The organism is Streptomyces sp. NPDC047081, assembly GCF_040643775.1.
In the GTDB taxonomy this organism is placed as follows: domain Bacteria; phylum Actinomycetota; class Actinomycetes; order Streptomycetales; family Streptomycetaceae; genus Streptomyces.
Genome location: NZ_JBEYUY010000009.1, coordinates 134,599 through 159,391, shown reverse-complemented (window position 1 = coordinate 159,391; position 24,793 = coordinate 134,599). Strand labels below are relative to the sequence as shown.

Genomic DNA, 24,793 nt, shown 5'->3' with positions numbered 1-24,793 from the left:
CCGCCGACACCCGATCTCACGCGGACGCGAAAGAGGCCAGGCCGATATCGATGAGCCGGGCGGCCCGGCGGACGTCGGCAGTCACGGCCGCGTGAATCTGCGCCGCCGTACGAGCACCGTCCAGATGCTTCCCCAGGCTCCGGAACTGAACGGACCACAACCCGACCAGAGCCGTGGCCGCGATCTGCGGCTCCGGCTCGTCGGGGCTGGTGCGATCGCGCCGGGCGAGCGCCTCGGCCGCGACGGCGACGAGCCGGTCGGTCATCTCCCGGTGATAGGCCCTGAGTGAGGGCGTGGACCTGGTCAACGCACCGAAGCGCCTGACCATGCCGACGGCCTGGACGGGATCGTCCTGCGCGGCGATCCAGGAGGTCATGACCCCCAGCTCGCCGGAGAGGATCCCCAACACCGCCTCGACCACCGAGTGATTCGTGTCGGCCAGGCCGTCACGCAAGGCGACCATCGTGGACTCGCCCTGATCCAGGATGAGCGCTTCCTTGGTGGAGAAGTAGTTGAAGACGGTCTTCTCCGAGACTCCGCAGGCCTGGGCGATCTCCGACACCCGCACGGCGTCGAAACCGCGCTCCAGGAACATCTCGGTCGCGGTGTCGGACAACCGCTGCCGCAACAGCCGCTTCTTCTGCTCCCGCAACCCTTCGCCACCCTCGGGCACCGAGGTTCGCGGCCGCCAGGCGGCCCAGTCCACCGTCCTCATGAGGCCACACTAGTACAGCGGCAGAATATTTACTGCTACTGTAAATTTTCAGCGACTGTACGCCGCGTCCGAAGACTGCCGCGCTACCACCTGCCCTCGACGGGAGCCCCATGAGCGCCATCCACATAGTCCGCGACTACCCGCACTCCCCCACCAAGGTCTGGCGCGCAGTCACCGACCCCCACCTCATACCGCTGTGGACAGCCACGGGAGCAGGGGCCCGCCCGAAAGGATTCACCCCCGCCGTCGGCACCCACTTCCAGTTCATCGCCAAGCCCAAGCCCGGCTGGAGCGGCATCGTGGACTGCGTCGTACTGGAGGCGGACGAGCCCCGACTCCTGCGCTACTCATGGACCGACCACGGCGGCGGCGAAACCACCGAAGTCACCTACCGCATCGAACCCCACGACACGGGAGCCCGCTTCACCTACGACCACACGGGCTTCACAGGCGCCGGCGGCCTCCTGATGACCCAGATCCTGGGCCACGTCCGCCGCAAGATGCTGACGGTCGGCCTGCCGGCGGTACTGAAGGACCTGGACGGCGACTGAACGGCTGGCGAGAGCTCACGCCACGCTAGCTTTGGGGGCACCCCAGAGCAGAGGAGAGCCCCGTGGGCAAGGTGGTCATGTACGGCTCGGTGTCGGTGGACGGCTTCGTCGCGGACGAGAAAGACCAGCCCGGGCCACTGTTCGAATGGTTGTGCAACGGTGATGTCCCGTTGGACGAGAGCGGCGAGGTGAAGGTGTCGCAGACGTCCTACGACTACACCCGGCCGTACTGGGACCAGATCGGGGTGACGGTCGTCGGCCGCCACGTCTTCGACATGACGGACGGCTGGGACGGGAAGCCGCCGGGCGGGGTCGACCACGTGGTCGTCGTGACGCACCGGCCCCAGCCCGAGGGCTGGGACCCCGAGACACCGTTCCACTTCGTCGAGGGCGTCGAGGCAGCCCTGGCCAAGGCGCAGGAGCTCGCGGGTGACCGCGTGGTCGAGGTCGCCGCCGGCGAGGTCGGCGGCCAGGTACTCGCCGCGGGCCTGGTCGACGAGGTACGCATGGACGTCGTACCCGTCGTACTAGGCTCCGGCAAGCCCTACTTCGGGTCGACCCACGCGCAACACCTGCTGGAAGATCCCGACGTGACGATCCAGGGCAACCGCGTGCTCCACCTGCGCTACCAGGTACACCGCTGAGCCGGTCCCCCCTCACTCACCTCAGTGCGAGTGCCCCCCACCCGCCGGCACCACGTTCTTCACCGTCAGCGGCAGCAACTTCTTCCCCGTGGGCCCGATTTGGATATGCGTGTCCATCTGCGGACACACCCCGCAGTCGAAACAAGGCGTCCACCGGCAGTCCTCGACCTCCGTCTCGTCGAGGGCGTCCTGCCAGTCCTCCCAGAGCCAGTCCTTGTCGAGGCCCGAGTCGAGGTGGTCCCAGGGGAGGACCTCCTCGTACGTCTTCTCGCGGGTCGTGTACCAGTCGACATCCACGCCGAAGGCCGGCAGCGTCTTGTCGGCGCAGGCCATCCAGCGGTCGTACGAGAAGTGCTCGCGCCAGCCGTCGAAGCGGCCGCCGTCCTCGTAGACGGCGCGGATCACGGCGCCGACTCGGCGATCGCCACGCGAGAGGAGGCCCTCGACGATGCCCGGCTTGCCGTCGTGGTAGCGGAAGCCGATCGAGCGGCCGTACTTCTTGTCGCCCCGGATCTTGTCCCGGAGCTTTTCGAGGCGGGCGTCCGTCTCCTCCGCCGAGAGCTGCGGGGCCCACTGGAAGGGGGTGTGGGGCTTCGGGACGAAGCCGCCGATCGACACCGTGCAGCGGATGTCGTTCGAGCGGGAGACCTCTCGGCCCTTCGCGATCACCTTCGTCGCCATGTCGGCGATCTGCAGGACGTCCTCGTCCGTCTCCGTCGGCAGGCCGCACATGAAGTACAGCTTCACCTGGCGCCAGCCGTTGCCGTAGGCGGTCGCGACGGTGCGGATCAGGTCCTCCTCCGACACCATCTTGTTGATGACCTTGCGCATGCGCTCCGAGCCGCCCTCGGGGGCGAAGGTCAGGCCCGACCTGCGGCCGTTGCGTGTCAGTTCGTTCGCGAGGTCGACGTTGAACGCGTCCACCCGCGTCGACGGGAGGGACAGGCCGATCTTGTCCTCCTCGTACCTGTCCGCCAGACCCTTCGCGATGTCACCGATCTCCGAGTGGTCCGCCGAGGACAGGGAGAGGAGGCCCACCTCCTCGAAGCCCGTCGCCTTCAGGCCCTTCTCGACCATCTCGCCGATGCCCGTGATCGAGCGTTCGCGCACCGGGCGCGTGATCATGCCGGCCTGGCAGAAGCGGCAGCCGCGCGTGCAGCCGCGGAAGATCTCCACCGACATCCGCTCGTGGACCGTCTCGGCGAGGGGGACCAGCGGCTGCTTGGGGTACGGCCACTCGTCCAGGTCCATGACGGTGTGCTTGGACACCCGCCACGGGACGCCCGACCTGTTCGGTACGACACGGGCGATACGGCCGTCGGGGAGGTACTCGACGTCGTAGAACGCCGGGATGTAGACGGAGCCCGTCCTCGCCAGGCGGAAGAGGACCTCCTCGCGGCCGCCGGGGCAGCCCTCCGCCTTCCACTCGCGGATGATCTTCGTCATGTCCAGCACGGCCTGCTCGCCGTCGCCGATGATCGCCGCGTCGATGAAGTCCGCGATCGGCTCGGGGTTGAAGGCCGCGTGGCCGCCGGCCAGGACGATCGGGTCGTCCAGCGTCCGGTCCTTGGACTCCAGGGGGATCCCGGCCAGGTCCAGCGCCGTCAGCATGTTCGTGTAGCCCAGCTCCGTGGAGAAGGACAGGCCGAACACGTCGAAGGCCTTCACCGGGCGGTGGCTGTCGACCGTGAACTGCGGGACGGCGTGCTCCCGCATCAGCGCCTCCAGGTCCGGCCACACGCTGTACGTGCGCTCGGCGAGGACGCCCTCCTGCTCGTTCAGCACCTCGTAGAGGATCATGACGCCCTGGTTGGGCAGCCCGACCTCGTACGCGTCCGGGTACATCAGCGCCCAACGCACATCGCAGGACTCCCACGGCTTGACCGTGGAGTTGAGCTCTCCGCCGACGTACTGGATCGGCTTCTGCACATGCGGGAGCAGAGCTTCGAGCTGCGGGAACACCGACGCAGCGACTTCGGCAGGCATCTCGCGAACCTTCGGGCTGGACTGAACTGACAGGGGTGACCATCTAGCCTAACGCGCCCCCGCCCCCACCCCGACCGCCCAAGCCACACCAGAGAGCAACACCGCCCCCTGAAGGGACCGCATCCCCGAGCCGCTCCAGGGCCCCGCCCAAGCCCCCGGGCCCCCAGAATCCCGCCTCAGCCCCGAGCCGCTCCAGAGCCCGCCTCAGCCCCCCAGCCCGCCCTTGACCTCCGCCCACAACCCCGGCAGCTCCGCCTCGTCCGTCGCCGCCCGCTGCTCCTCCCGCCCGTACAGCACCCCGTACGTGAACGCGCTCTCCCCCGCCCCGTGCGCCTGCGCCGCGATCTCGCGCAGGGCCTCGCGGGCCATCACGCTGTCCTGGTGATCGCCGAGCAGGTTCTGCAGTGCCTTCGCCGACTTCACCAGCGTGGACGCGGGGCCGCCGAGCGCCGGTACGGCCGCCTCCGCCGCGTACCGCGTGCGCTTCGCCTTCTTGCGGGCCTCGTGCAGCGCCAGGTCGCGCTCGGCTCCGGCAGGCTCGCCGAGCGCCTGCTCGACCAGCTTCGCCACCTTCCCGAAGTCCTTGCGTACGGTCTTGGCGAGCACCTTCTCCGGCTTCCCGGCGGCCGCCTCCAGCAGCGGCGGATCCGCGACCAGCGCGTCGAGGGTCTCCAACAGCTGCAGGTACTGCTTTCCGTCCAGTACGGCGATCAGCCGCCGCCGCGATCCCCCGCGCCGCGCGTGCGCCCAGGTGCGCAGGCGGGTGCGGACGGGGCCGACTACCAGCGTGCGGGGCAGTTCGTCGACGGCCGCCGTGATGCGCTCGCTCAGCACCTCCTGGTCACGGTCCACCCCGAGCTCGCCGGCCAGCCACTTCAGCTCCTCGCCGATCGGGTCGGTGACCGCACGGTCGAGGACCTTCGCGTACGAGCGGAACGAGCTGCGCATCCGCCGCGTGGCGACCCGCATCCGGTGCACGGAGTCATACGTGTCCTGCCGTACCGCCGGGTCGAGCTCCAGGATCGCGTCCCGCTGCTCACGGACGTACGCGAGGACGTGGTCGCCCGCGGTCACCGGTTCCGGCGCGGCCTTCTGCTGCTTCTTGCGCTTCTTCTTCGGTTCCGTCTCGGCCAGCGCCCGGGCCAGCTTGGACGCCGACTTGGAGGGCCGTACGCCCGCCTTGCGCAGCCGTTTGTCGACCTTGTCGAGGAAGGCCGGGTCGCCGTCGTCGGCGAGCTCCACCTCCATCTCGGTCCACTGCGCGGTACCGCCGTCCCCGTCGAGCCGCTCGGCCCGTACGGCGTCCACGCTGACCTCGGCGAGCAGCCGGCCCTCGGCGTCGACCAGGTCGCGGACGTCGCGGTCGGAGCGCAGCCGCACCACGGGCCGCAGCTCGGCGTCCCGGATCCGGGCGCGGATGAGGGCGACGAGGCTGCGCGGGACGGTCGCGGAGAGGGGGGCGTGGACCTCGTCGCGGACGCCCGGCGCGACCGGCAGCTTCAGATGCCAGCCGGCGTCCGAGCCACCGAGGCGGCGGCGCAGGGTGATGGAAGCCGCGGCGAGGCGCTCGTCCGGGGTGTCGTAGTAGGTGGCATCCAGGTGCGCGACTCCCTTGTCGACCACGGCCGCGACACCGGCGACGCCGGTCAGGTCGGGCAGTCCGCTGTCGTCGGATTCGTACTTCCGCTCGATCTCACGCTTTGTGTCCGCCATGAACCGAATCTAGTGGGATTCCACTTCGAGCGGCAGTGCCCATCGAGCATGAATGTCAGGCAAACTCAGAGAAAACACCCGGCCACTCACGCCGACATGGGTCTCTGCACCCTGATCGACTGCAGCAGCCCCACCGCCACCCACACCGCGAACATCGACGAGCCTCCGTAGGACACGAACGGCAGTGGCAGACCCGTCACCGGCATGATCCCGAGGGTCATGCCGATGTTCTCGAAGGACTGGAAGGCGAACCAGGCGACGATCCCGGCGGCCACGATCGTCCCGTACAGCTCGGTCGTCTCGCGGGCGATCCGGCACGCGCGCCACAGCACCACACCGAGCAGCACGATGATCAGGCCCGCGCCGAGGAAGCCGAGCTCCTCCCCCGCGACCGTGAAGACGAAGTCGGTCTGCTGCTCGGGCACGAACTGACCGGTGGTCTGCGAGCCGTGGAAGAGTCCGGCCCCGGTCAGCCCGCCCGAACCGATCGCGATCCGCGCCTGGTTGGTGTTGTAGCCGACGCCGGCCGGGTCGAGGTCGGGGTTGGCGAAGGCGGCGAAGCGGTTGATCTGGTACTCGTCGAGGATGTGCAGCTGCCAGATGGCGACGCAGCCCAGCACACCCGCGGCGAGCAGGCCGAAGATCCAGCGGTTGGAGGCGCCGGAGGCCAGCAGCACGCCCAGGATGATGGCGACCATGGCCAGGACCGTGCCGAGGTCGGGCATGAGCAGCACGATCAGGATCGGGATGGCGGCGAGGCCCAGCGCCTGCAGGACCGTGCGGTGGTCGGGGTACTGCCTGTCCCCGGCGTCGACCCGGGCCGCCAGTATCATCGCCATGCCCAGGATGATCGAGACCTTCACGAACTCGGCGGGCTGCAGCGAGAAGCCGCCGCCGAGCACGATCCAGTTCCGGCTGCCGTTGATGGTGGCGCCGAGCGGGGTGAGCACCATCAGCACGCCGAGCAGCGAGATGCCGTAGAGCACCGGCACGACGTTGCGCAGGGTGCGGTGGCCGAGCCAGACCGTGCCGACCATCAGGGCGAACCCGATGCCGGTGTTCATGAGGTGCCGGATCAGGAAGTAGTACTGGTCGCCCTGGTTGATCTCGGTGCGGTTGCGGGTCGCCGAGAAGACCAGGACCGAGCCGATCAGCGACAGCGCGAGGGCCGCCAGCAGTATCGGCCAGTCCAGCCGGCGGGCCAGCGAGTCGCGGGCGAAGATCCGCGTCCAGCTCGCGCGCTCGGGTCCGTAGCCGGAGACGGAGAAGCTGTTGGCCCCGGTCATGTGAGCATCCTCCGGGCTCCCCTTCTGCGCGGTCGCCTGCGGGTGTTGCGGTTGGTCGCGGTGGGCGAGGCGGTGGTCGCGCCCGGCTGGGTCTCGTCCGGGGCGGTCGCGCCCTCCTCCTCGGCCTTCTGGAGGTCCTTGACCGGGTCCTTGGAGACCTTCGGGGAGTCGATCGTGCCGTCGGTCTTGACCTTCGGCAGGCCCTTCTGCGGGGAGGGCAGCAGCGCCTTCTTCTTGTCGATCGAGCCGTCGGCCTGGACGCCGTACAGGGCGCTGTAGATGCTGCGGACGGCCTCACCGGAGGCGCCGGAACCCGTACCGGCCTGGGCGATCGTCATGACGACCGTGTAGTCCTTGGAGTACGTGGCGAGCCACGAGGTGGTCTGCTTGCCGTAGACCTCCGCGGTACCGGTCTTGGCGTGCAGGGTGATCTTGTCCTGCGGCCAGCCCTGGAACTTCCAGGCCGCGGTACCGCTGGTGATGACGCCCGCCAGGGCCTTGTCCATGCCCTTGAGGGTGGCCTGGGAGACCGGGAGCTTGGCCTTGACCTGCGGCTTGATCTCCTTGACCGTCTTGCCGTCGGCGCTGACGATCGCCTTGCCGATGGTCGGGACGTACTCGGTGCCGCCGTTGGCGAGCGCCCCGTAGATCATGGCCTCCTGGATCGGCGTGACGAGGGTGTCGCCCTGGCCGATGGAGTAGTTGATCGAGTCGCCCTCGCGCATCTTGTTGCCCTCGAGGCAGTTCTCGTACGCGATCTTCTGGACGTAGGTGCCGTCCTTCTTGCCGGTCTTGCACCAGACGGCCTTGTTGGCCTTCCAGTAGGACTCCTTCCACTGGCGGTCGGGGACGCGGCCGGTGACCTCGTTCGGGAGGTCGACGCCGGTCTCCTTGCCGAGGCCGAACTGGTGCGCGGCCTTGTAGAAGTAGTCCTTGGGCTCGCCCTTCTTCGGGTTGATGCCGCCGTCCTTCTTCCACTCGCGGTCGGCGAGGCCGTAGAAGACGGTGTCGCAGGAGACCTCCAGGGCGCGGCCCAGGGAGATCGGGCCGAAGTTCTCGCCCTCGAAGTTCTTGAAGACCTGGCCGCCCACCGAGTACGAGCTGGTGCAGGGGTAGCCGCCGTCCCAGACGTAGCCGGCCTCGACCGCGGCGGCCGTGGAGACCACCTTGAAGGTCGAACCGGGCGCGGACTGACCCTGTATGGCCCTGTTGAGGAGCGGGTAGTCGGAGTCCTTGCCGGTGAGTTTCTTGTAGTCCTTGGCGGAGATGCCGCCCACCCACACGTTCGGGTCGTACGTCGGCGCGGACGCCATGGCGACGATCCGCCCCGTCTTGGCCTCCATGACGACCACGGCACCGGAGTCGGCCTTGTAGTTCTCGCCGGTGATCTTGTCGTACTGGGTGCGGGCGATCTTCATCGCGTTGTCCAGCTCGTACTCGGCGACCCGCTGGACGCGGGAGTCGATGCTGGTCACCAGGTTCGAACCGGGCTCCGCCGCATCGGACTTGGCCTTGCCGATCACGCGCCCGAGGTTGTCGACCTCGTACCGGGTGACGCCGGCCTTGCCGCGCAGCTCCTTGTCGTACTCGCGCTCAAGGCCGGAGCGGCCGACCTGGTCGGAGCGCAGGTAGGGCGAGTCGGTGTCCTCGGCCTGCTGGATCTCGTCGTCGGTGACCGGGGAGAGGTAACCGAGGACCTGGGCGGTGTTGGACTTGCCGGGGGCCGGGTAGCGGCGCACGGCCTCGGGCTCGGCGGTGATGCCGGGGAAGTCCTCGGAGCGCTCGCGGATCTGCAGAGCCTGGCGGGGGGTCGCCTCGTCGGTGATGGGGATCGGCTGGTACGGCGAGCCGTTCCAGCACGGCTGGGGCGTCTTCGCGTCGCACAGCCGGACCTTCTGCATGACCTCCTCGGGCTTCATGCCGAGGACCTTGGCCAGCTTGGTCAGAACGGCCTTGCCGTCGTCCTTCATCTTCAGCAGGTCGGTTCGGGAGGCGGAGACGACCAGCCGTGTCTCGTTGTCCGCGAGGGGTACTCCGCGGGCGTCCAGGATGGAGCCGCGCACGGCGGGCTGGACGACCTGCTGGACGTGGTTGCCCGACGCCTCCTTCTGGTACTCCGTGCCCTCGCGGATCTGCAGGTACCACAGGCGGCCGCCGAGGGTGCCGAGCAGGGAGAGGACGAGGATCTGGATGACGACGAGACGGATCTGGACGCGTGGGGTCCGTCCGGTCTCGGGAATGTTGGTCACGGTGGCTGCCTCCCCCTCTCAGTGCGCGGACGTGTGTGCGCTTACGCATGATGAACGACGGGCCTGTGAGGCGTCGTTCCGCAAAAAGTGCCCCGTTCGAGTGAACTCGGACGCGAGCAACTCGCCTGCCCTCACAGCCGCTTGACCCCCTTGATGCGGCCCGCCCGGGCCGTCCGCGTGCGGGCCTTGGTCTTCAGGCTGCCGAGGCCGCCGCGCTGGCCGCCGATCTTCAGGCCGGTGCCGGCGGAGATCCAGCCGGAGGAGATGTCGGTGGCCTTCTTGGACGAGGAGTTGGTCTCCGCGAGCGGGTCGTTGTCCGCTCGCCGGGCCAGCGCCATGATCCCGGGGACCACGAACGGGGCGAGCAGCAGGTCGTACAGGGCGGCGGAGAACAGCAGGCTGCCCAGGCCGACATGGCGGGCGGCGGTGTCGCCGACGAGGGCGCCGACCCCGGCGTACAGCAGGGTGGAGCCGATCGCGGCGGCCACCACGACGAGCATCGGGCCGGTGGCCGACTTGAGTCTGCCGTTCTCCGGTTTGATCAGGCCGGCGAAGTAGCCGATGACGCACAGCACGAGGGCGTAGCGGCCCGCCGCGTGGTCGGCCGGTGGTGCGAGGTCGGCGAGGAGGCCCGCGCCGAAGCCGACGAGGGCGCCGCCGACATGGCCGTACACCATGGCCAGGCCCAGGACGGTCAGGAGCAGCAAGTCGGGTACGGCGCCCGGGAGATGGAGGCGGGCGAGGACGCTCACCTGGATCACCAGGGCGACGACGACCAGGGCCGAGGAGAGCAGGATCCGGTTGACGCGCATGGGGAACTCAGCTCCTACTGCTGCTGGCCGTCGACGGGCGCGTTCGCCGACGGGGTGACCGTGACGGTGACCGTCGGCGTGGGGGTCGGCTTGGGCTTCTTGGGCAGGACCGTGTCGCGCGGGTCCTTCTTCGGCGCCTCGACGACGACACCGACGATGTCGAGCTTGGTGAAGCCGACGTACGGAGTGACGTAGATCGTGCGGGTCAGGCCGCCCTCGGAGGGCTCGACGCGGGAGACGACGCCGACCGGGACGCCCGGCACGAAGGGCTTGTCGGCCTGCGAGCCGAAGGTGACCAGGCGGTCGCCCTTCTTCACGTCCGCCTTGCCGTTGAGGAGTTCGACGCGCAGCGGCCGGTCGCCCTGCCCGGAGGCGAAGCCGAGCTCGTCGCTGTCCTCCATGCGGGTGCCGACGGTGAAGTCGGGGTCGTTGGCGAGCAGGACGGTCGAGGTGTCGGGGCCGACCGTCGTCACGCGGCCGACCAGGCCGTCGCCGTTGAGCACGGTCATGTCCCGCTTGATGCCGTCGTTCGCGCCGACGTCGATGGTGATCGTCCAGGAGAAGCCCTGGGCCGCTCCTATGGCGATGACCTCGGCGCCCTTGATGCCGTACTGGCCCTCGCCCGCGATCTTCAGCATCTTGTCGAGCTGCTTGAGCCTGCTGGCGTTGCGGTCGTCGCTGCCGAGTTTCGCCTTGAGGGCCGCGTTCTCCTGCTCCAGGCGGGCGAGCCGGTCGTGCTTGCTGCCGGAGTCGCGGATCGCGGAGACGGCGTTGCCGACCGGGTCGACCGCCGCCGACACGCCGTCCTCGATGGGCCCGAACACGGTGGCCGCGGCCTGGCGGGCACCGTCGACCGGTGAGTCCTCCCCGCCGCGGATGTCGACCGTGATCAGCGCGAACGCGACGGCGATCAGCAGCACCAGGAGCAGCCGGCTCTCTCTCGTGTCCCTCACGTGCGGCGGCCGTGCCTTCCTCATAGGAATGTGCGGGTGTTCAGGTATGGGGGTGCGGAGGCTTATGGGCGAGCTTATGCCTCTATATCAACGATCCGCCGCACGAGAGGAGATCATCTCGTACGGCGGAATCGAAGAGTTACGTCATCTGCGCGGCTGGGCGTCCAGCACCTGCTGGAGCGCCTCGAACTCCTCCACGCACTTGCCGGAGCCGAGCGCCACGCTGTCCAGCGGGTCCTCGGCGATGTGGATCGGCATGCCGGTCTCGCGCCGCAGCCGCTCGTCGAGGCCGCGCAGCAGCGCCCCGCCGCCGGTCAGAACGATTCCGCGGTCCATGATGTCGCCGGACAGCTCCGGCGGGCACTTGTCCAGGGTCGTCTTCACGGCGTCGACGATCGCGTTGACCGGCTCCTCGATCGCCTTGCGCACTTCGGCGGCCGAGATGACGACGGTCTTGGGCAGCCCGGAGACGAGGTCCCGGCCGCGGATTTCGGTGTGTTCGTCAGCGTCGAGGTCGTACGCCGAACCGATCGTGATCTTGATCTGTTCCGCCGTCCGCTCACCGAGGAGGAGCGAGTACTCCTTCTTGATGTGCTGGATGATCGCGTTGTCCAGCTCGTCGCCGGCGACCCGGATGGACTGGGCGGTGACGATGCCGCCGAGCGAGATGACCGCGACCTCCGTGGTGCCGCCGCCGATGTCCACCACCATGTTGCCCGTGGCCTCGTGGACCGGCAGGCCGGAGCCGATGGCCGCGGCCATGGGCTCCTCGATGATGTGCACCTGGCGGGCGCCGGCCTGGGAGGACGCCTCGATGACGGCACGGCGCTCGACGCCGGTGATGCCCGAGGGCACACAGACGACGACGCGCGGGCGAGCCAGATACCTCCGCTTGTGGATCTTCAGGATGAAGTAGCGGAGCATCCGCTCGGTGATCTCGAAGTCGGCGATCACGCCGTCCTTCAACGGCCGGACGGCGACGATGTTCCCGGGCGTGCGCCCGATCATCTTCTTCGCTTCCGCACCGACCGCGAGAATTCCACCGGTGTTCGTGTTGATCGCGACGACGGACGGCTCGTTGAGTACGATCCCGCGACCCCTGACGTACACCAGCGTGTTGGCGGTCCCGAGGTCGACAGCCATGTCACGGCCGATGAACGACATTGAGTTCCCCATCAGGATTCGTCTGGCCTTCCTGGGAGCTTGAGGGCTTTTCAGGTCGGCGAAGTGGGTGCTGTGACGTGAAGGCTTCCATCGTAGACGCGCCTTCGCGAACACTGCGGGAGGGTCTTCGCCATTGTCAGCAGATGATGCGCGGCTCCGCTTCTGGAGACGGGCGTTCGGGGGTGCTCGTTCCCTCGATCGCCGCGCATATGCGGACCTACGCCCGACCCGGGAAGAAGATCTTCACCTCGCGCTCGGCGGACTCCTCGGAGTCGGAGGCGTGGATGAGGTTCTCGCGGACGATCACGCCGAAGTCGCCGCGGATGGAGCCGGGGGCGGCGGCGATCGGGTCGGTCGGGCCGGCGAGCGCGCGGACGCCCTCGATGACCCGCTCGCCCTCGACGATCAGGGCGACGACCGGGCCGGAGGCCATGAACTCGACCAGCGGCTCGTAGAACGGCTTGCCCTTGTGCTCGCCGTAGTGCTGCTCCAGGGTCTCCTGGTCCAGGGTGCGCAGCTCCAGCGCGGTGATCTGCCAGCCGGCCTTGCGCTCGATACGGCTGATGATCTCGCCGGTCAGGCCGCGACGGACGGCGTCGGGCTTGAGCAGGACGAGGGTGCGCTGGGTCACTGCGGGCTCCTATGGATCATGGGTCGAGCGGGGTGTTCGAAGGTTACAGGGCGTGTCGGGGCCCTTGTTACGCAGCGTCAGGTGTAGAGGAGCCCGACTGTGCCGCCTGCGCCGCGAATCTGGCCTTCGCCTCGTCGATCTTCCGGCCGTAGTGGACGGAGGCCCACCACAGGGCCGCGAAGACCGCGCCCAGGAAGAACATGGTCGGGACGGCGAAGCCGGAGGCGATCAGGACGATCTGCAGGGCCCAGCCGAGAGCGATGCCGCCCGGCCGGGTCACCGTCCCGCACAGCAGCACCGACAGGAACATCAGCACGCCGCAGACCGTCCAGACCGTGCCCGACGACAGGTCCGGGTCCTTCATGGCGACCAGTCCGGCGAAGCCGATCACGAAGAACTCGCCGATCAGCGTGGAAGCACAGAGCGTACGCACGGGTCAGCCCCTCCCGAGGAGCAGTCGGGCCTCGCCCACGGTGATGACGGAGCCGGTCACGAGGACACCGCCGCCGGCGAACTCGCCCTCCTCCTCGGCCAGCGTGATCGCGGCCTCCAGGGCGTCGGGCAGCCGCGGCTCGACCTGGACGCGGTCGTCGCCGAACACCTCGACGGCGATCGCGGCGAGCTCGTCGGCGTCCATCGCGCGTGCCGTGGAGTTCTGCGTGACGACGATCTCGGCGAAGATCGGCTCGAACGCTTCGAGAAGCCCCCGGACGTTCTTGTCGCCGCTCGCGCCCACGACCCCGATCAGCCGGCTGAAGTCGAAGGCCTCGCCGACCGCCTCGGCGGTGGCGCGGGCGCCGGCCGGGTTGTGCGCGGCGTCCAGGACGACGGTGGGAGACCGTCGTACGACTTCCAGGCGGCCCGGCGAGGAGACCGCCGCGAACGCCTTGCGCACGGTGTCGATGTCGAGGGGCTCGGGGCGCTGCGAGCCGACGCCGAAGAAGGCCTCGACGGCGGCGAGCGCGACGGCCGCGTTGTGCGCCTGGTACGGGCCGTGCAGGGGCAGGTAGACCTCTTCGTACTCGCCGCCGAGGCCCCGCAGTGTGAGCAGCTGGCCGCCGACGGCGACCTGGCGGGCGACGACGCCGAACTCCAGGCCCTCGCGGGCCACGGTGGCGTCGACCTCGACGGCCTTCTTCAGCAGCACCTGCGCCGCGTCGACCGGCTGCTGGGCCAGGATGACCGTCGCGTCCTGCTTGATGATCCCGGACTTCTCGGTGGCGATCGCGGCGGGCGTCTCGCCGAGGCGGTCGGTGTGGTCCAGATCGATGGGGGTCACGACCGCCACGTCGCCGTCGATGACGTTCGTCGCGTCCCAGGAGCCGCCCATGCCGACCTCGACGACCGCGACGTCGACGGGCGCGTCCGCGAAGGCGGCGTACGCCATGCCGGTCAGCACCTCGAAGAAGGACAGGCGGTACTCCTGCTGTCCGTCGACCATCTCGACGTACGGCTTGATGTCCTCGTACGTCTCGATGAAGCGCTCGGCTGAGATCGGGGCGCCGTCCAGGCTGATGCGCTCGGTGATCGACTGGACGTGGGGGCTGGTGTAACGGCCTGTGCGGAGGTCGAAGGCGCCGAGGAGGGCCTCGATCATGCGGGCCGTGGAGGTCTTGCCGTTCGTGCCCGTGATGTGGATCGAGGGGTACGAGCGCTGGGGGTCGCCCAGGACGTCCATGAGGGCGGTGATGCGGGTGACCGAGGGCTCCAGCTTGGTCTCGCCCCAGCGGGTCGCGAGCTCCGCCTCGACCTCGCGCAGGGCCTTGTCGACCTCGGGGTCTTCCGGGCGCACGGGGACGTCGGCCTGGGGCTGGCCTCCCTGGGTACGCAGGGTTCGGCTGCCGGCCTCGATGACCGCGAGATCGGGGTCGCGGTCGGTCTCTTCCGCGATGATCTCGTCGAAGGGGTCGCTCTCACTCACGGGGCCAGTCTACGGAGGCGGACTGACAGTGCGCCCAGGGAGTGGGGTGGCTGGGCTTCGGGGGCGGCTGCGGGTGCATCGTGGCTGGTCGCGCCCGCGCGGCGGTAGCCGCAAATTCAACACAGCCCCGCGCCCCTGAAAGCCGAAGGCCCCCGGCGCTCCGCAGCACCCGGGGCCCTCACTTGCGTAAATGACTCACGCCTCCGGCAGCCTGTCCAGCTGGGCCTGGATCCTCGCGATGTCCTCCTCCGCCTTCGCCAGGCGGCCTCGGATCTTGTCCACCACGTTGTCCGGGGCCTTCGCCAGGAACGCCTCGTTGCCCAGCTTCGCCGTCGCCTGGGACTTCTCCTTCTCGGCGGCCGCGAGGTCCTTCGCCAGGCGCTTGCGCTCCGCCGCGACGTCGATCGTGCCGGAGAGGTCGAGGGCGACCTCGGCGCCGGAGATCGGGAGCGTCGCCGTCGCCGTGAACGACTCGCCCTCCGGCTGGAGGCGCAGCAGCTGGCGGATCGCCGCCTCGTGCGGAGCCAGGGCCGTGCCGTCCAGCGTCAGGCGGGCCGGGACCCGCTGGCCGGGCTGGAGGCCCTGGTCGGCGCGGAAGCGGCGGACCTCGGTGATGACCGACTGGAGGGTCTCGATCTCCTGCTCGGCCGCGGTGTCACGGAAGCCACTGTCCTTCGGCCACTCCGCGATGACGATCGACTCGCCGCCCGTGAGCGTGGTCCACAGGGTCTCCGTGACGAACGGGACGACCGGGTGGAGGAGCTTGAGGGTGACGTCGAGGACCTCGCCCAGGACCCGCTTGGAGACCTCCGCCGGCTCGCCGCCCGCCTGGAACGTCGTCTTGGACAGCTCGACGTACCAGTCGAAGACCTCGTCCCACGCGAAGTGGAAGAGGGCGTCGGAGAGCTTGGCGAACTGGTAGTCCTCGTACAGCGCGTCGACTTCGGCGACGACCGAGTTGAGGCGGGAGAGGATCCAGCGGTCGGTCGCCGACATGGCCGAGGCGTCCGGCAGGGGGCCGTCCACCGTCGCGCCGTTCATCAGCGCGAAGCGCGTCGCGTTCCAGATCTTGTTGGCGAAGTTGCGGGAGCCCTGGACCCAGTCCTCGCCGATCGGGACGTCGACGCCCGGGTTGGCGCCGCGGGCGAGGGTGAAGCGGAGGGCGTCGCTGCCGTACTTGTCCATCCAGTCGAGCGGGTTGACCGCGTTGCCGAAGGACTTCGACATCTTCTTGCCGAACTGGTCGCGGACCATGCCGTGCAGGGCGATGGTGTGGAACGGCGGGGTGCCGTCCATCGCGTACAGGCCGAACATCATCATCCGGGCGACCCAGAAGAAGAGGATGTCGTAGCCGGTGACCAGGACGGAGTTCGGGTAGAACTTCGCGAGCGACTCGGTCTGTTCGGGCCAGCCGAGCGTGGAGAAGGGCCACAGGCCGGAGGAGAACCAGGTGTCGAGGACGTCGGTGTCCTGACGCCAGCCCTCGCCGGTGGGCGGCTCCTCGTCGGGGCCGACGCAGACGACCTCGCCGTTCGGCCCGTAGAAGACCGGGATGCGGTGGCCCCACCACAACTGCCGTGAGATGCACCAGTCGTGGAGGTTGTCGACCCAGTCGAAGTACCGCTTCTCCATCTCCTGCGGGTGGATCTTGACCTTGCCCTCGCGGACCGCGTCGCCGGCGGCCTTGGCGAGCGGGCCGACCTTGACCCACCACTGCATCGAGAGCCGGGGCTCGATCGTCGTCTTGCAGCGCGAGCAGTGGCCCACCGAGTGGACGTACGGGCGCTTCTCGGCCACGATCCGGCCCTCGGCGCGCAGCGCGGCGACGATCGCCGAGCGGGCCTCGAAGCGGTCCAGGCCCTGGAAGGGGCCGTGGACGGTGATGACCGCGTGCTCGTCCATGACCGTGATGGCCGGCAGGTCGTGCCGCTGGCCGATCTCGAAGTCGTTCGGGTCGTGGGCCGGGGTGACCTTGACGGCGCCCGTGCCGAACTCGGGGTCGACGTGCTCGTCGGCGACGACGGGGATGGTGCGGTCGGTGAGCGGGAGCTTGATCCGCTTGCCGACCAGGTGCTTGTAGCGCTCGTCGTCGGGGTGGACGGCGACGGCGGTGTCGCCGAGCATCGTCTCCGCGCGCGTGGTCGCGACGACGACCGTCTCGTCGCCCTCGCCGTACTTCAGCGAGACCAGCTCGCCGTCGTCGTCCTGGTACTCGACCTCGATGTCCGAGATGGCCGTCAGACAGCGCGGGCACCAGTTGATGATGCGCTCGGCGCGGTAGATCAGCTCGTCGTCGTACAGCCGCTTGAAGATGGTCTGGACGGCCTGGGACAGGCCCTCGTCCATGGTGAACCGCTCACGGGACCAGGCGACGCCGTCGCCGAGGCGGCGCATCTGGCCGCTGATCTGGCCGCCGGACTCGGCCTTCCACTGCCAGACGCGCTCGACGAAGGCCTCGCGGCCCAGGTCGTGGCGGGACTTGCCCTCCTTGCCGAGCTCGCGCTCGACGACGTTCTGGGTGGCGATGCCGGCGTGGTCCATGCCGGGCTGCCAGAGGGTCTCGTAACCCTGCATGCGCTTACGGCGGGTCAGCGCGTCGATGAGGGTGTGCTCGAAGGCGTGCCCGAGGTGGAGGCTGCCGGTGACGTTCGGCGGCGGGATGACGATCGTGTACGACGGCTTGTCGCTCTTCTCGTCGGCCTCGAAGTAACCGCGCTCTACCCAGCGCTCGTACAGCGGCCCCTCTACGTCGGCCGGCGCGTACTGGGTCGGCAGTTCGGTGTCGGGCGCTGATGGCTGCTGCTGAGCGTTCTCGGTCACGGAGTCAGTTTAGGGGTGTCGCGGGGGTGTCCCGAAACGCGTTTGTTCTGTAACGGTGCGACCCCCGATGCGGTGCGGCCTCCAGGTCTGCGCCAGGATGTCGGGAACACATAAAGCATCTGGAGGGGAACCCAGAAATGAGCTACAACCAGCCGGGCCCGTACGGCGGGCAGCCTCAGCAGCCCGGACCGTACGGCCAGCCGGGACCGTACGGCCAGCAGCCGCCGCAGGCCCCCCAGCCCGGCTACGGCTACCCCCAGCAGACGCCTCCGCCGCAGCCGGGTTACGGCTACCCGCAGCAGCCCCCGCAGGGCGCGCCGGGTCAGCCCCCGCAGGGCGTGCCGCCGCAGCCGAACCCGTACGACCAGCAGCAGGCGTACGGCCAGCAGCCGCCGTACGGCCAGCCCCAGTACGGCGTCCCGCAGCCGCCCCCGCCGGGCGGTGGCGGCAAGAAGGCCGGCCTGATCATCGGCGCCGTGGCGGTCGTCGCGGCGATCGGCGTGGGGGCCTGGCTGGTGTTCGGCAACGGGAGCAGCAGCTCCGGCGGCGGTGGCGGCAGCAACGTCGCCAGCGACGGCGCGCACAAGCTGACGGCTCCGGCGACGATCGTCTCCGGCGCGTACAAGAAGAGCGGCAAGTCCGAGGCCGGCACCATGACTTCCAGCGACATCAAGGACGCCGAGTCCTGGGGCGTCAAGGACCCCAAGGACGTCAGCGCGAGCTACACCTCGGGCACCGGCCTCACCGCCAAGAGCCTGATGTTCGCCGGGGTCTACGGCACCATCGACGACCCGGAGAAGGTCGTCGACGCGATGTTCGCCCAGATGAAGACGGAGTCGGAGAAGGACTCCGGTTCCTCCACGACCGACGGCAAACTCGTGGGCACTCCCCAGGAGTTCAAGCCGGCCGGCTTCAAGAACGGCATCATGAAGTGCCAGGTGGTGGAGACCACCACCTCCGGTCAGACCATGAAGATGCCGTTCTGCATCTGGGGCGACCACAGCACCCTGACCTATGTGCTGTCGTACGACCTGGAAGCCCTGACCTCGGGCAAGAGCCAGACGATGGACGAGGCGGCGGCGCTGACCTCGAAGGTCCGCGACGACGTGCGCGTGCCCGCGTGATGCCGTAGGCCGTCACAACGGCGAAGGGGCCCCGGTCGGTTCGACCGGGGCCCCTTTCGGCTTGTTCTGTGCGGCGGTTACGCCGTCTTCTGCTCGCCCGGTCCCCGGCCGTTGCGCGCGTCGCGCGGAATGAGGGTCGGGTTGACGTTCGAGTGGACGACGTCCGCCGTGATGACGACGCGGGCCACGTCCTTGCGGGACGGGACCTCGTACATCACGGACATGAGGACTTCCTCCATGATGGCGCGCAGGCCGCGGGCGCCGGTCTGGCGGAGGATGGCCTGGTCGGCGATGGCCTCCAGGGCCTCGCGCTCGAAGTCCAGCTCCACGCCGTCGAGTTCGAAGAGGCGCTGGTACTGCTTCACCAGCGCGTTGCGGGGCTCGACGAGGATCTGGAGGAGTGCCTCGCGGTCGAGGTTGTGGACGCTCGTGATGACCGGGAGGCGGCCGATGAACTCGGGGATCATGCCGAACTTGACCAGGTCCTCGGGCATGACGTCCTCGAACTGGTCCTTGGCCTCCAGCTCGCGCTTCGAGCGGATCGTCGCGCCGAAGCCGATGCCCTTGGCGCCCGCCCGGGACTCGATGATCTTCTCCAGGCCCGCGAAGGCACCGCCCACGATGAACAGGACGTTCGTCGTGTCGATCTGGATGAACTCCTGGTGCGGGTGCTTGCGGCCACCCTGCGGCGGGACCGAGGCGGTCGTGCCTTCGAGGATCTTGAGGAGGGCCTGCTGGACGCCCTCGCCGCTCACGTCGCGCGTGATGGAGGGGTTTTCACTCTTCCTCGCGACCTTGTCGATCTCGTCGATGTAGATGATCCCGGTCTCGGCCTTCTTGACGTCGTAGTCGGCCGCCTGGATCAGCTTGAGCAGGATGTTCTCGACGTCCTCGCCGACATAGCCGGCCTCCGTCAGCGCCGTCGCGTCCGCGATCGCGAACGGGACGTTCAGCATGCGGGCCAGGGTCTGGGCGAGGAGGGTCTTGCCGGAGCCGGTGGGGCCCAGCAGGAGGATGTTGGACTTCGCCAACTCGATCGCGTCGTCACGGCCGCTGCCGCCGCCGTTCTCGCCGGCCTGGACGCGCTTGTAGTGGTTGTAGACCGCGACGGACAGCGCCTTCTTGGCCGCCTCCTGGCCCACCACATAGCCCTCGAGGAACTCGTAGATCTCGCGCGGCTTCGGGAGCTCCTCCCAGCGCACCTCGCTGGTCTCCGCGAGCTCTTCCTCGATGATCTCGTTGCAGAGATCGATGCACTCGTCGCAGATGTACACACCAGGCCCTGCGATGAGCTTCTTGACCTGCTTCTGGCTCTTGCCGCAGAACGAGCACTTCAGCAGATCGCCGCCGTCACCGATGCGTGCCACGGTGTGCTTCCCCTTCGCCTGGGAGACGCCTAGATCCAGCGGCTCCTGGTGCTGCCTATTCCGACGGTACCTTGCCGGGCCCCCCGTTCGGGCCCCCCTTGGCGCGGTTCACTTTGACGTGCAGCGTGTCAAAGGCCACCAACCGTGCCAAGGGGCGGCAGACAATACAGCCTCCGACTAGCGGACGGCCGCGTTGTTCATCTTCCGGGTGGAGATGATCTGGTCGATCAGCCCGTACGAGAGCGCTTCCTCGGCGGTGAGGATCTTGTCGCGCTCGATGTCCTCGCGGATCTTCTCGATCGGCGTGGTGGAGTGCTTGGCCAGCATCTCCTCCAGCTGCGAGCGCATCCGCAGGATCTCGTTGGCGGCGATCTCCAGGTCGGAGACCTGGCCGCGGCCCGTCTCGCTGTACGGCTGGTGGATCAGCACGCGCGCGTTCGGCAGCGCCATGCGCTTGCCCGGCGTACCGGCGGCCAGCAGGATCGCGGCGGCGGAGGCCGCCTGGCCCATGCAGACCGTCTGGATGTCGGGCTTCACGAACTGCATCGTGTCGTAGATCGCCGTCAGCGCGGTGAAGGAGCCGCCGGGGCTGTTGATGTAGACCGAGATGTCCCGGTCGGGGTCCATCGACTCCAGGCACAGCAGCTGCGCCATGACGTCGTTGGCGGAGGCGTCGTCGATCTGCACGCCGAGGAAGATCACGCGCTCCTCGAAGAGCTTCGCGTACGGGTCGTACTCGCGGATGCCCTGCGAGGTGCGCTCGACGAAGCGGGGGATGACGTAACGGGACTCCGCCGTGGGACCCGTGTACTCGGCGCGTGTGCGGTCGTACAGGCCGCTGCCGGGGAAGTCGTTCACTGTCTCTCTCCTAGGAGCTTGGGCGGTCGGCTGAGGGGCTTGTGCGGGGGTCTCAGGCCCCGGTGCCGCCGCCGCCCGGCATGCCGGCGGCCGTCGGGATGACGTCGTCGATGAGGCCGTACTCCTTGGCCTCGTCCGCGTCGAACCAGCGGTCGCGGTCCGAGTCACGGGTGATCTGCTCGACCGACTGGCCGGTGTGGAAGGCCGTGAGCTCGGCCATGCGCTTCTTGGTGTGCAGCAGCCGCTCGGCGTGGATCTTGATGTCGGAGGCCGAGCCGGCGAGGCCGGCGGACGGCTGGTGGATCAGGATCTCGGCGTTCGGGAGCGCGAAGCGCTTGCCCGGGGTGCCCGCGCTGAGCAGGAACTGGCCCATCGAGGCGGCGAGGCCCATGGCGATGGTCACCACGTCGTTCTTGATGAACTGCATGGTGTCGTAGATCGCCATGCCGGCCGTGATCGAGCCGCCGGGGCTGTTGATGTAGAGGTAGATGTCCTTGTCCGGGTCCGCGGCAAGGAGCAGCAGCTGTGCGGTGATCTTGTTCGCGATGTCGTCGTCGACCGGCTGGCCGAGGAAGATGATCCGCTCGTTGAGCAGCCGGTTGTAGACCTGGTCGCCGAGGCCACCACCGATGGAAGGCTCGCCGGCGGCGGAGGGCATCAGATTCGTCACGTATCCACCTGCTCGTCTTACGACGGCGCCGGGCCGTCTCACGTGTCCACTACGGGGCTGGAGCCGTCGGGGACTCCACTCCCCTCGTATTCATGGACCCTAACGCGCTGGTCCCTTCGGGGAATCCCGCAGAGGGGGGTGTTCGCCGGGGGCGTAGCGCCATGGGGCCCCGGTTCGCTGCCGGGTGCGGGCAGTCCGTGGCTGGTCGCGCAGTTCCCCGCGCCCCTGGGTAGGCAGACGGGCCCCGGGTCAGAAGTGACCCGGGGCCCGTCCTGCGTCCTTCACGGCGCCGTGGGCCTGGTCAGCCCTCGGTCTTCTCCGTCTCGTCGGCCTCGGTGGCGTCGGCCTCCGTGGCCTCGGCGGCGACGTCCGCGGCGCTCTCCACCTCGTCCTCGTCGTCCAGGTCGATGACCTCGCCGTTGGTGTCCTTCACGGTGGCGGCCTCGACCACGACCGCGAGAGCCTTGCCGCGGGCGACCTCGCCGACCAGGAGCGGAACCTGGCCGCCCTCGACGACCGCCTGGGCGAACTGGTCGGGGGACATGCCGGAGGAGGCGGCACGGCGCATGAGGTGCTCGGTGAGCTCCTCCTGGTTGACGTTGAGCTTCTCGACCTTGACGAGCTCGTCGAGGACGAACTGGGTCTTGATGCCCTTGACCGCGGCCTCGCGGGTCTCGGTCTCGAACTCCTCCTCGGTCTTGCCCTGGATCTCCAGGTACTTCGCGAGGTCGAGGCCCATCTGACCGAGCTGGTGGTGCTCCAGGTTGTGCTTGCGGGTGTTGATCTCGTCCTCGAGCAGCTTCTCGGGGACGGGCACCTCGACGAGCTCCAGGAGCTTCTCCAGGACGCGCTCCTGGGCCTGGGTGGCCTGGTCGTACTGCTTCATGTTCTCGAGGCGCTTGCGGCTGTCAGCCTTCAGCTCCTCCAGGGTGTCGAACTCGGAGGCGAGCTGCGCGAAGTCGTCGTCCAGCTCGGGGAGTTCGCGCGCGGCGACCTGGGTGACCTTGACGGTGACCTCGGCCTCCTTGCCGGCCGCGGAGCCGCCCTTGAGCTCGGAGGTGAAGGTGGCCTCCTCGCCGGCGGACAGGCCCTTGACGGCGTCGTCGATGCCGTCGAGGAGCTCGCCGGAGCCGATGGTGTAGGAGACGCCCTCGGCGACGCCGTCCTCCAGGACCTCGCCCTCGACCTTGGCCTGCAGGTCGATGGTGATCACGTCGCCGTCCTCGGCGGCGCGCTCGACCGGGGAGGTGGAGGCGAAGCGCTCGCGGAGCTGCTCGACCGACTTCTCGATGTCCTCGTCGGTGACCTCGACCGCGTCGACCTCGACCTCGATGCCGGAGTAGTCCGGGATCTCGAGGGACGGGCGGACGTCGACCTCGGCGGTGAAGTTCAGCGTCTCGCCGTCCTTCAGCTCCGTGATGTCGACCTCGGGCTGGCCGAGGACGTCGATCTCGGCCTCGTTGACCGCCTCCGTGTAGAACTTCGGAAGCGCGTCGTTGACCGCCTCCTCCAGGACCGCACCGCGGCCGAACCGCTGGTCGATGACGCGCGCCGGGATCTTGCCCTTCCGGAAGCCCTTCACCGTGACCTGCTGGTTGATCTTCTTGTACGCCGCGTCGAGGCTGTCCTTGAGCTCCTCGAAGGGCACCTCAATGCTGAGCCGAACCCGGGTCGGGTTCAGGGTCTCGACGGCGCTCTTCACGGTTCGGTCTCCTTGGGGCTGACTTTAGGGATCGTGCCCGGCACAGAGACACACGGGCATGCAGCTTGCATAGTAACGGCAGCGGCGACACGCCCCAAAGGCGATCACTGGGGATCACCGGGGATGATCAGCTGGTCGGGGTGGCGGGATTTGAACCCACGGCCTTCCGCTCCCAAAGCGGACGCGCTACCAAGCTGCGCCACACCCCGTCTGGTGCGACACGTAGGGTACATGCCCGCAGGCAGTGCGGCTGCCGCATTTCCCGAGGGGCGCGGTGGAGTCCGGCCCGGACGGCAATGGGGTGTGCGGCAAAGCGGGGCGACCCGCTACGATGCCTTCAGTGCCGCGGTCGGCTGACCTGCGGCGCGTGCTGTGCGGGCGTAGCTCAATGGTAGAGCCCTAGTCTTCCAAACTAGCTACGCGGGTTCGATTCCCGTCGCCCGCTCCATACGGCGAAGGCCCGGGCGAGAGGTCGACTTCCTCTCCCTGGGCCTTCGTCGTTCCCGGGGCCGCCCGACCTCGACGGGCGCGTTGGCGCGTCCACTTGGCAGACCTCATGACTTCGTGCGCCCCCTGTGCACCGGCACTGTCGGTCAGGTCACGCTTACGCATCGGTGCGACCGGAGAGACCCCATCACAGTGGCTCAACACAAAGCCCACCGATCGCTGCACAGGCTTCCCGGCGAGGGCAGCGATCGGCGGGCGCGCACCTAGGAGGTACTTGTGCGCGCGGCATCGGCGAGCCGGACCCATATGGACGCGTAACCAGCTGTGCGAAGGCCCGGTGAGAGGTTCGTTCGCTCTCCCCGGGTCTTTCGTTTTCAGGCGAGGCAGCGGGCCAGGAACCAGCGGGCCTCGTGGGCGGACAGGGTCAGGGAGTCCTCGTGGCCGGCGTCGATGGACAGCACCACTTCGTCGGTCGGCCAGTGCTGGGCCAGCTGGCGCAGGGTGACGGGGCGGTAGCAGGGCACCTGGGGGAAGGCCTTGAGCATCCGCTCCTCCGAGGTGAAGACCATGACCTTGGGGGCGTCGTTCAGGCCCTCGATCACCGGGAGCACGAACCGTACGAACTCACCGCGGCCGCGGGTGTAGCGGATCCCGCTCACCGCAGGGATGAGCACGTCGCAGCCCGCGAGCGCCTCCAGTGCGCGGCCGTCGGGCGCCGTGGCCAGATCCCGCAGAGCGTCCCGCGCCACCGCCTCGAACACCTCGGCCGGGATCTCCGTCATGACTCCACACCCTCACTGGACGAGCCGCCACCGGATAGGTCGCGCCTACCCCCGATCGGCCCGGTCATGCGGGTCAGAAGCTGATCGAGTTGATCGTTTCGGCTATCGAGTTGAGGAACCTGTTGATCGACGGGGCCATACCGGTCGACGCCAGGAAGAAGCCGAAGAGCACCGCGACGATCGCGGGGCCGGCCTTGATCGATCCTCCTCGGATCAACACCACCAGGATGATCGCCAACAGCAGCACCACTGACAGTGAAATGGCCACAACTGATCACACCCTTGGTCGGTCCGCTCCCGGCCCGGAGGTGCCGGCCCCGCACACCCCCGCCAGAACCATCGTGCCACCAACAAGCCCCGCGTATGCGGCGGGTGAGGCATCGGCGGCCACACTGTGC

Annotated in this window: 21 protein-coding genes and 2 tRNA genes; 4 read left to right on the top strand and 19 right to left on the bottom strand. The window is 68.8% G+C overall.

Features of this window, described 5'->3' with window-relative positions:
• Positions 1-16: 16 nt before the first annotated feature.
• Positions 17-715: a TetR/AcrR family transcriptional regulator gene (locus ABZ848_RS19355; RefSeq protein ID WP_360833226.1), complete on the bottom strand. Its 699-nt coding sequence runs from the start codon at positions 713-715 to the stop codon at positions 17-19.
• 110 nt (positions 716-825) lie between these two features.
• On the opposite strand from ABZ848_RS19355, the gene ABZ848_RS19350 reads away from it, so the two are divergent.
• Entirely contained in the window at positions 826-1,266 is a 441-nt protein-coding gene (locus ABZ848_RS19350) for an SRPBCC domain-containing protein (RefSeq protein ID WP_360833224.1), read from the top strand.
• A 62-nt stretch (positions 1,267-1,328) separates the two neighbouring features.
• A complete protein-coding gene (locus ABZ848_RS19345; RefSeq protein ID WP_360833222.1) occupies positions 1,329-1,910 on the top strand; it encodes a dihydrofolate reductase family protein in 582 nt (193 codons plus the stop codon).
• A gap of 21 nt (positions 1,911-1,931) precedes the next feature.
• Here the strand turns inward: ABZ848_RS19345 and ABZ848_RS19340 are convergent, their stop codons facing one another.
• From ABZ848_RS19340 to ABZ848_RS19290, 11 genes are all read right to left on the bottom strand, one after another.
• Positions 1,932-3,896, bottom strand: a complete 1,965-nt coding sequence (locus tag ABZ848_RS19340; RefSeq protein WP_360833220.1) for a TIGR03960 family B12-binding radical SAM protein — start codon at positions 3,894-3,896, stop codon at positions 1,932-1,934.
• A 204-nt stretch (positions 3,897-4,100) separates the two neighbouring features.
• Positions 4,101-5,609 (bottom strand): CYTH and CHAD domain-containing protein, encoded by a 1,509-nt coding sequence (locus tag ABZ848_RS19335; RefSeq protein ID WP_360833218.1) that lies wholly within the window; start codon positions 5,607-5,609, stop codon positions 4,101-4,103.
• Between the two features lie 86 nt (positions 5,610-5,695).
• Complete coding sequence (gene rodA, locus ABZ848_RS19330) at positions 5,696-6,895, bottom strand: rod shape-determining protein RodA (protein WP_360833216.1); 1,200 nt, start codon at positions 6,893-6,895, stop codon at positions 5,696-5,698.
• On the bottom strand, positions 6,892-9,144 hold the full coding sequence (gene mrdA / locus ABZ848_RS19325; RefSeq protein ID WP_360833214.1) for a penicillin-binding protein 2: 2,253 nt from the start codon (positions 9,142-9,144) through the stop codon (positions 6,892-6,894). Before mrdA ends, rodA begins: the two co-directional genes overlap by 4 nt.
• Before the next feature lie 131 nt (positions 9,145-9,275).
• Complete coding sequence (mreD, locus tag ABZ848_RS19320) at positions 9,276-9,956, bottom strand: rod shape-determining protein MreD (RefSeq protein ID WP_360833212.1); 681 nt, start codon at positions 9,954-9,956, stop codon at positions 9,276-9,278.
• Between the two features lie 14 nt (positions 9,957-9,970).
• A complete protein-coding gene (gene mreC / locus ABZ848_RS19315) occupies positions 9,971-10,909 on the bottom strand; it encodes a rod shape-determining protein MreC (RefSeq protein ID WP_242759094.1) in 939 nt (312 codons plus the stop codon).
• 144 nt (positions 10,910-11,053) lie between these two features.
• Positions 11,054-12,073, bottom strand: a complete 1,020-nt coding sequence (locus tag ABZ848_RS19310; RefSeq protein WP_004931372.1) for a rod shape-determining protein — start codon at positions 12,071-12,073, stop codon at positions 11,054-11,056.
• A 217-nt stretch (positions 12,074-12,290) separates the two neighbouring features.
• On the bottom strand, positions 12,291-12,704 hold the full coding sequence (ndk, locus tag ABZ848_RS19305) for a nucleoside-diphosphate kinase (protein WP_079311146.1): 414 nt from the start codon (positions 12,702-12,704) through the stop codon (positions 12,291-12,293).
• 67 nt (positions 12,705-12,771) lie between these two features.
• Entirely contained in the window at positions 12,772-13,137 is a 366-nt protein-coding gene (locus ABZ848_RS19300) for a DUF4233 domain-containing protein (protein ID WP_360833208.1), read from the bottom strand.
• Between the two features lie 3 nt (positions 13,138-13,140).
• Positions 13,141-14,625 carry a folylpolyglutamate synthase/dihydrofolate synthase family protein gene (locus ABZ848_RS19295; RefSeq protein WP_360833206.1) on the bottom strand — a complete coding sequence of 495 codons (1,485 nt, stop codon included), beginning with the start codon at positions 14,623-14,625 and terminating at the stop codon, positions 13,141-13,143.
• Positions 14,626-14,820: 195 nt separating this feature from the next.
• Entirely contained in the window at positions 14,821-17,445 is a 2,625-nt protein-coding gene (locus ABZ848_RS19290; RefSeq protein ID WP_360833204.1) for a valine--tRNA ligase, read from the bottom strand.
• 137 nt (positions 17,446-17,582) lie between these two features.
• Here ABZ848_RS19290 and ABZ848_RS19285 point away from each other — a divergent pair, with 137 nt between their 5' ends.
• Positions 17,583-18,569, top strand: a complete 987-nt coding sequence (locus ABZ848_RS19285) for a hypothetical protein (RefSeq protein WP_360833202.1) — start codon at positions 17,583-17,585, stop codon at positions 18,567-18,569.
• Between the two features lie 77 nt (positions 18,570-18,646).
• Here the strand turns inward: ABZ848_RS19285 and clpX are convergent, their stop codons facing one another.
• The 5 genes from clpX to ABZ848_RS19260 form a co-directional block, all read right to left on the bottom strand.
• The gene (gene clpX, locus ABZ848_RS19280) at positions 18,647-19,936 is read right to left on the bottom strand and encodes an ATP-dependent Clp protease ATP-binding subunit ClpX (protein WP_058925301.1); all 1,290 of its coding nucleotides are present in this window, start codon (positions 19,934-19,936) and stop codon (positions 18,647-18,649) included.
• Positions 19,937-20,113: 177 nt separating this feature from the next.
• Positions 20,114-20,794 carry an ATP-dependent Clp protease proteolytic subunit gene (locus ABZ848_RS19275; protein ID WP_360833200.1) on the bottom strand — a complete coding sequence of 227 codons (681 nt, stop codon included), beginning with the start codon at positions 20,792-20,794 and terminating at the stop codon, positions 20,114-20,116.
• A 52-nt stretch (positions 20,795-20,846) separates the two neighbouring features.
• Positions 20,847-21,452: an ATP-dependent Clp protease proteolytic subunit gene (locus ABZ848_RS19270; protein WP_360833534.1), complete on the bottom strand. Its 606-nt coding sequence runs from the start codon at positions 21,450-21,452 to the stop codon at positions 20,847-20,849.
• Positions 21,453-21,765: 313 nt separating this feature from the next.
• On the bottom strand, positions 21,766-23,166 hold the full coding sequence (gene tig, locus ABZ848_RS19265; RefSeq protein WP_360833198.1) for a trigger factor: 1,401 nt from the start codon (positions 23,164-23,166) through the stop codon (positions 21,766-21,768).
• A 132-nt stretch (positions 23,167-23,298) separates the two neighbouring features.
• A tRNA-Pro gene (locus ABZ848_RS19260) sits at positions 23,299-23,375 on the bottom strand.
• A 165-nt stretch (positions 23,376-23,540) separates the two neighbouring features.
• Between ABZ848_RS19260 and ABZ848_RS19255 the strand changes: the two genes are divergently transcribed.
• A tRNA-Gly gene (locus ABZ848_RS19255) sits at positions 23,541-23,614 on the top strand.
• Between the two features lie 373 nt (positions 23,615-23,987).
• Here the strand turns inward: ABZ848_RS19255 and ABZ848_RS19250 are convergent.
• Both ABZ848_RS19250 and ABZ848_RS19245 read right to left on the bottom strand, forming a co-directional pair.
• On the bottom strand, positions 23,988-24,395 hold the full coding sequence (locus ABZ848_RS19250) for an SseB family protein (protein ID WP_360833196.1): 408 nt from the start codon (positions 24,393-24,395) through the stop codon (positions 23,988-23,990).
• 73 nt (positions 24,396-24,468) lie between these two features.
• Positions 24,469-24,663: a hypothetical protein gene (locus ABZ848_RS19245; RefSeq protein WP_016435177.1), complete on the bottom strand. Its 195-nt coding sequence runs from the start codon at positions 24,661-24,663 to the stop codon at positions 24,469-24,471.
• Positions 24,664-24,793: the final 130 nt, after the last annotated feature.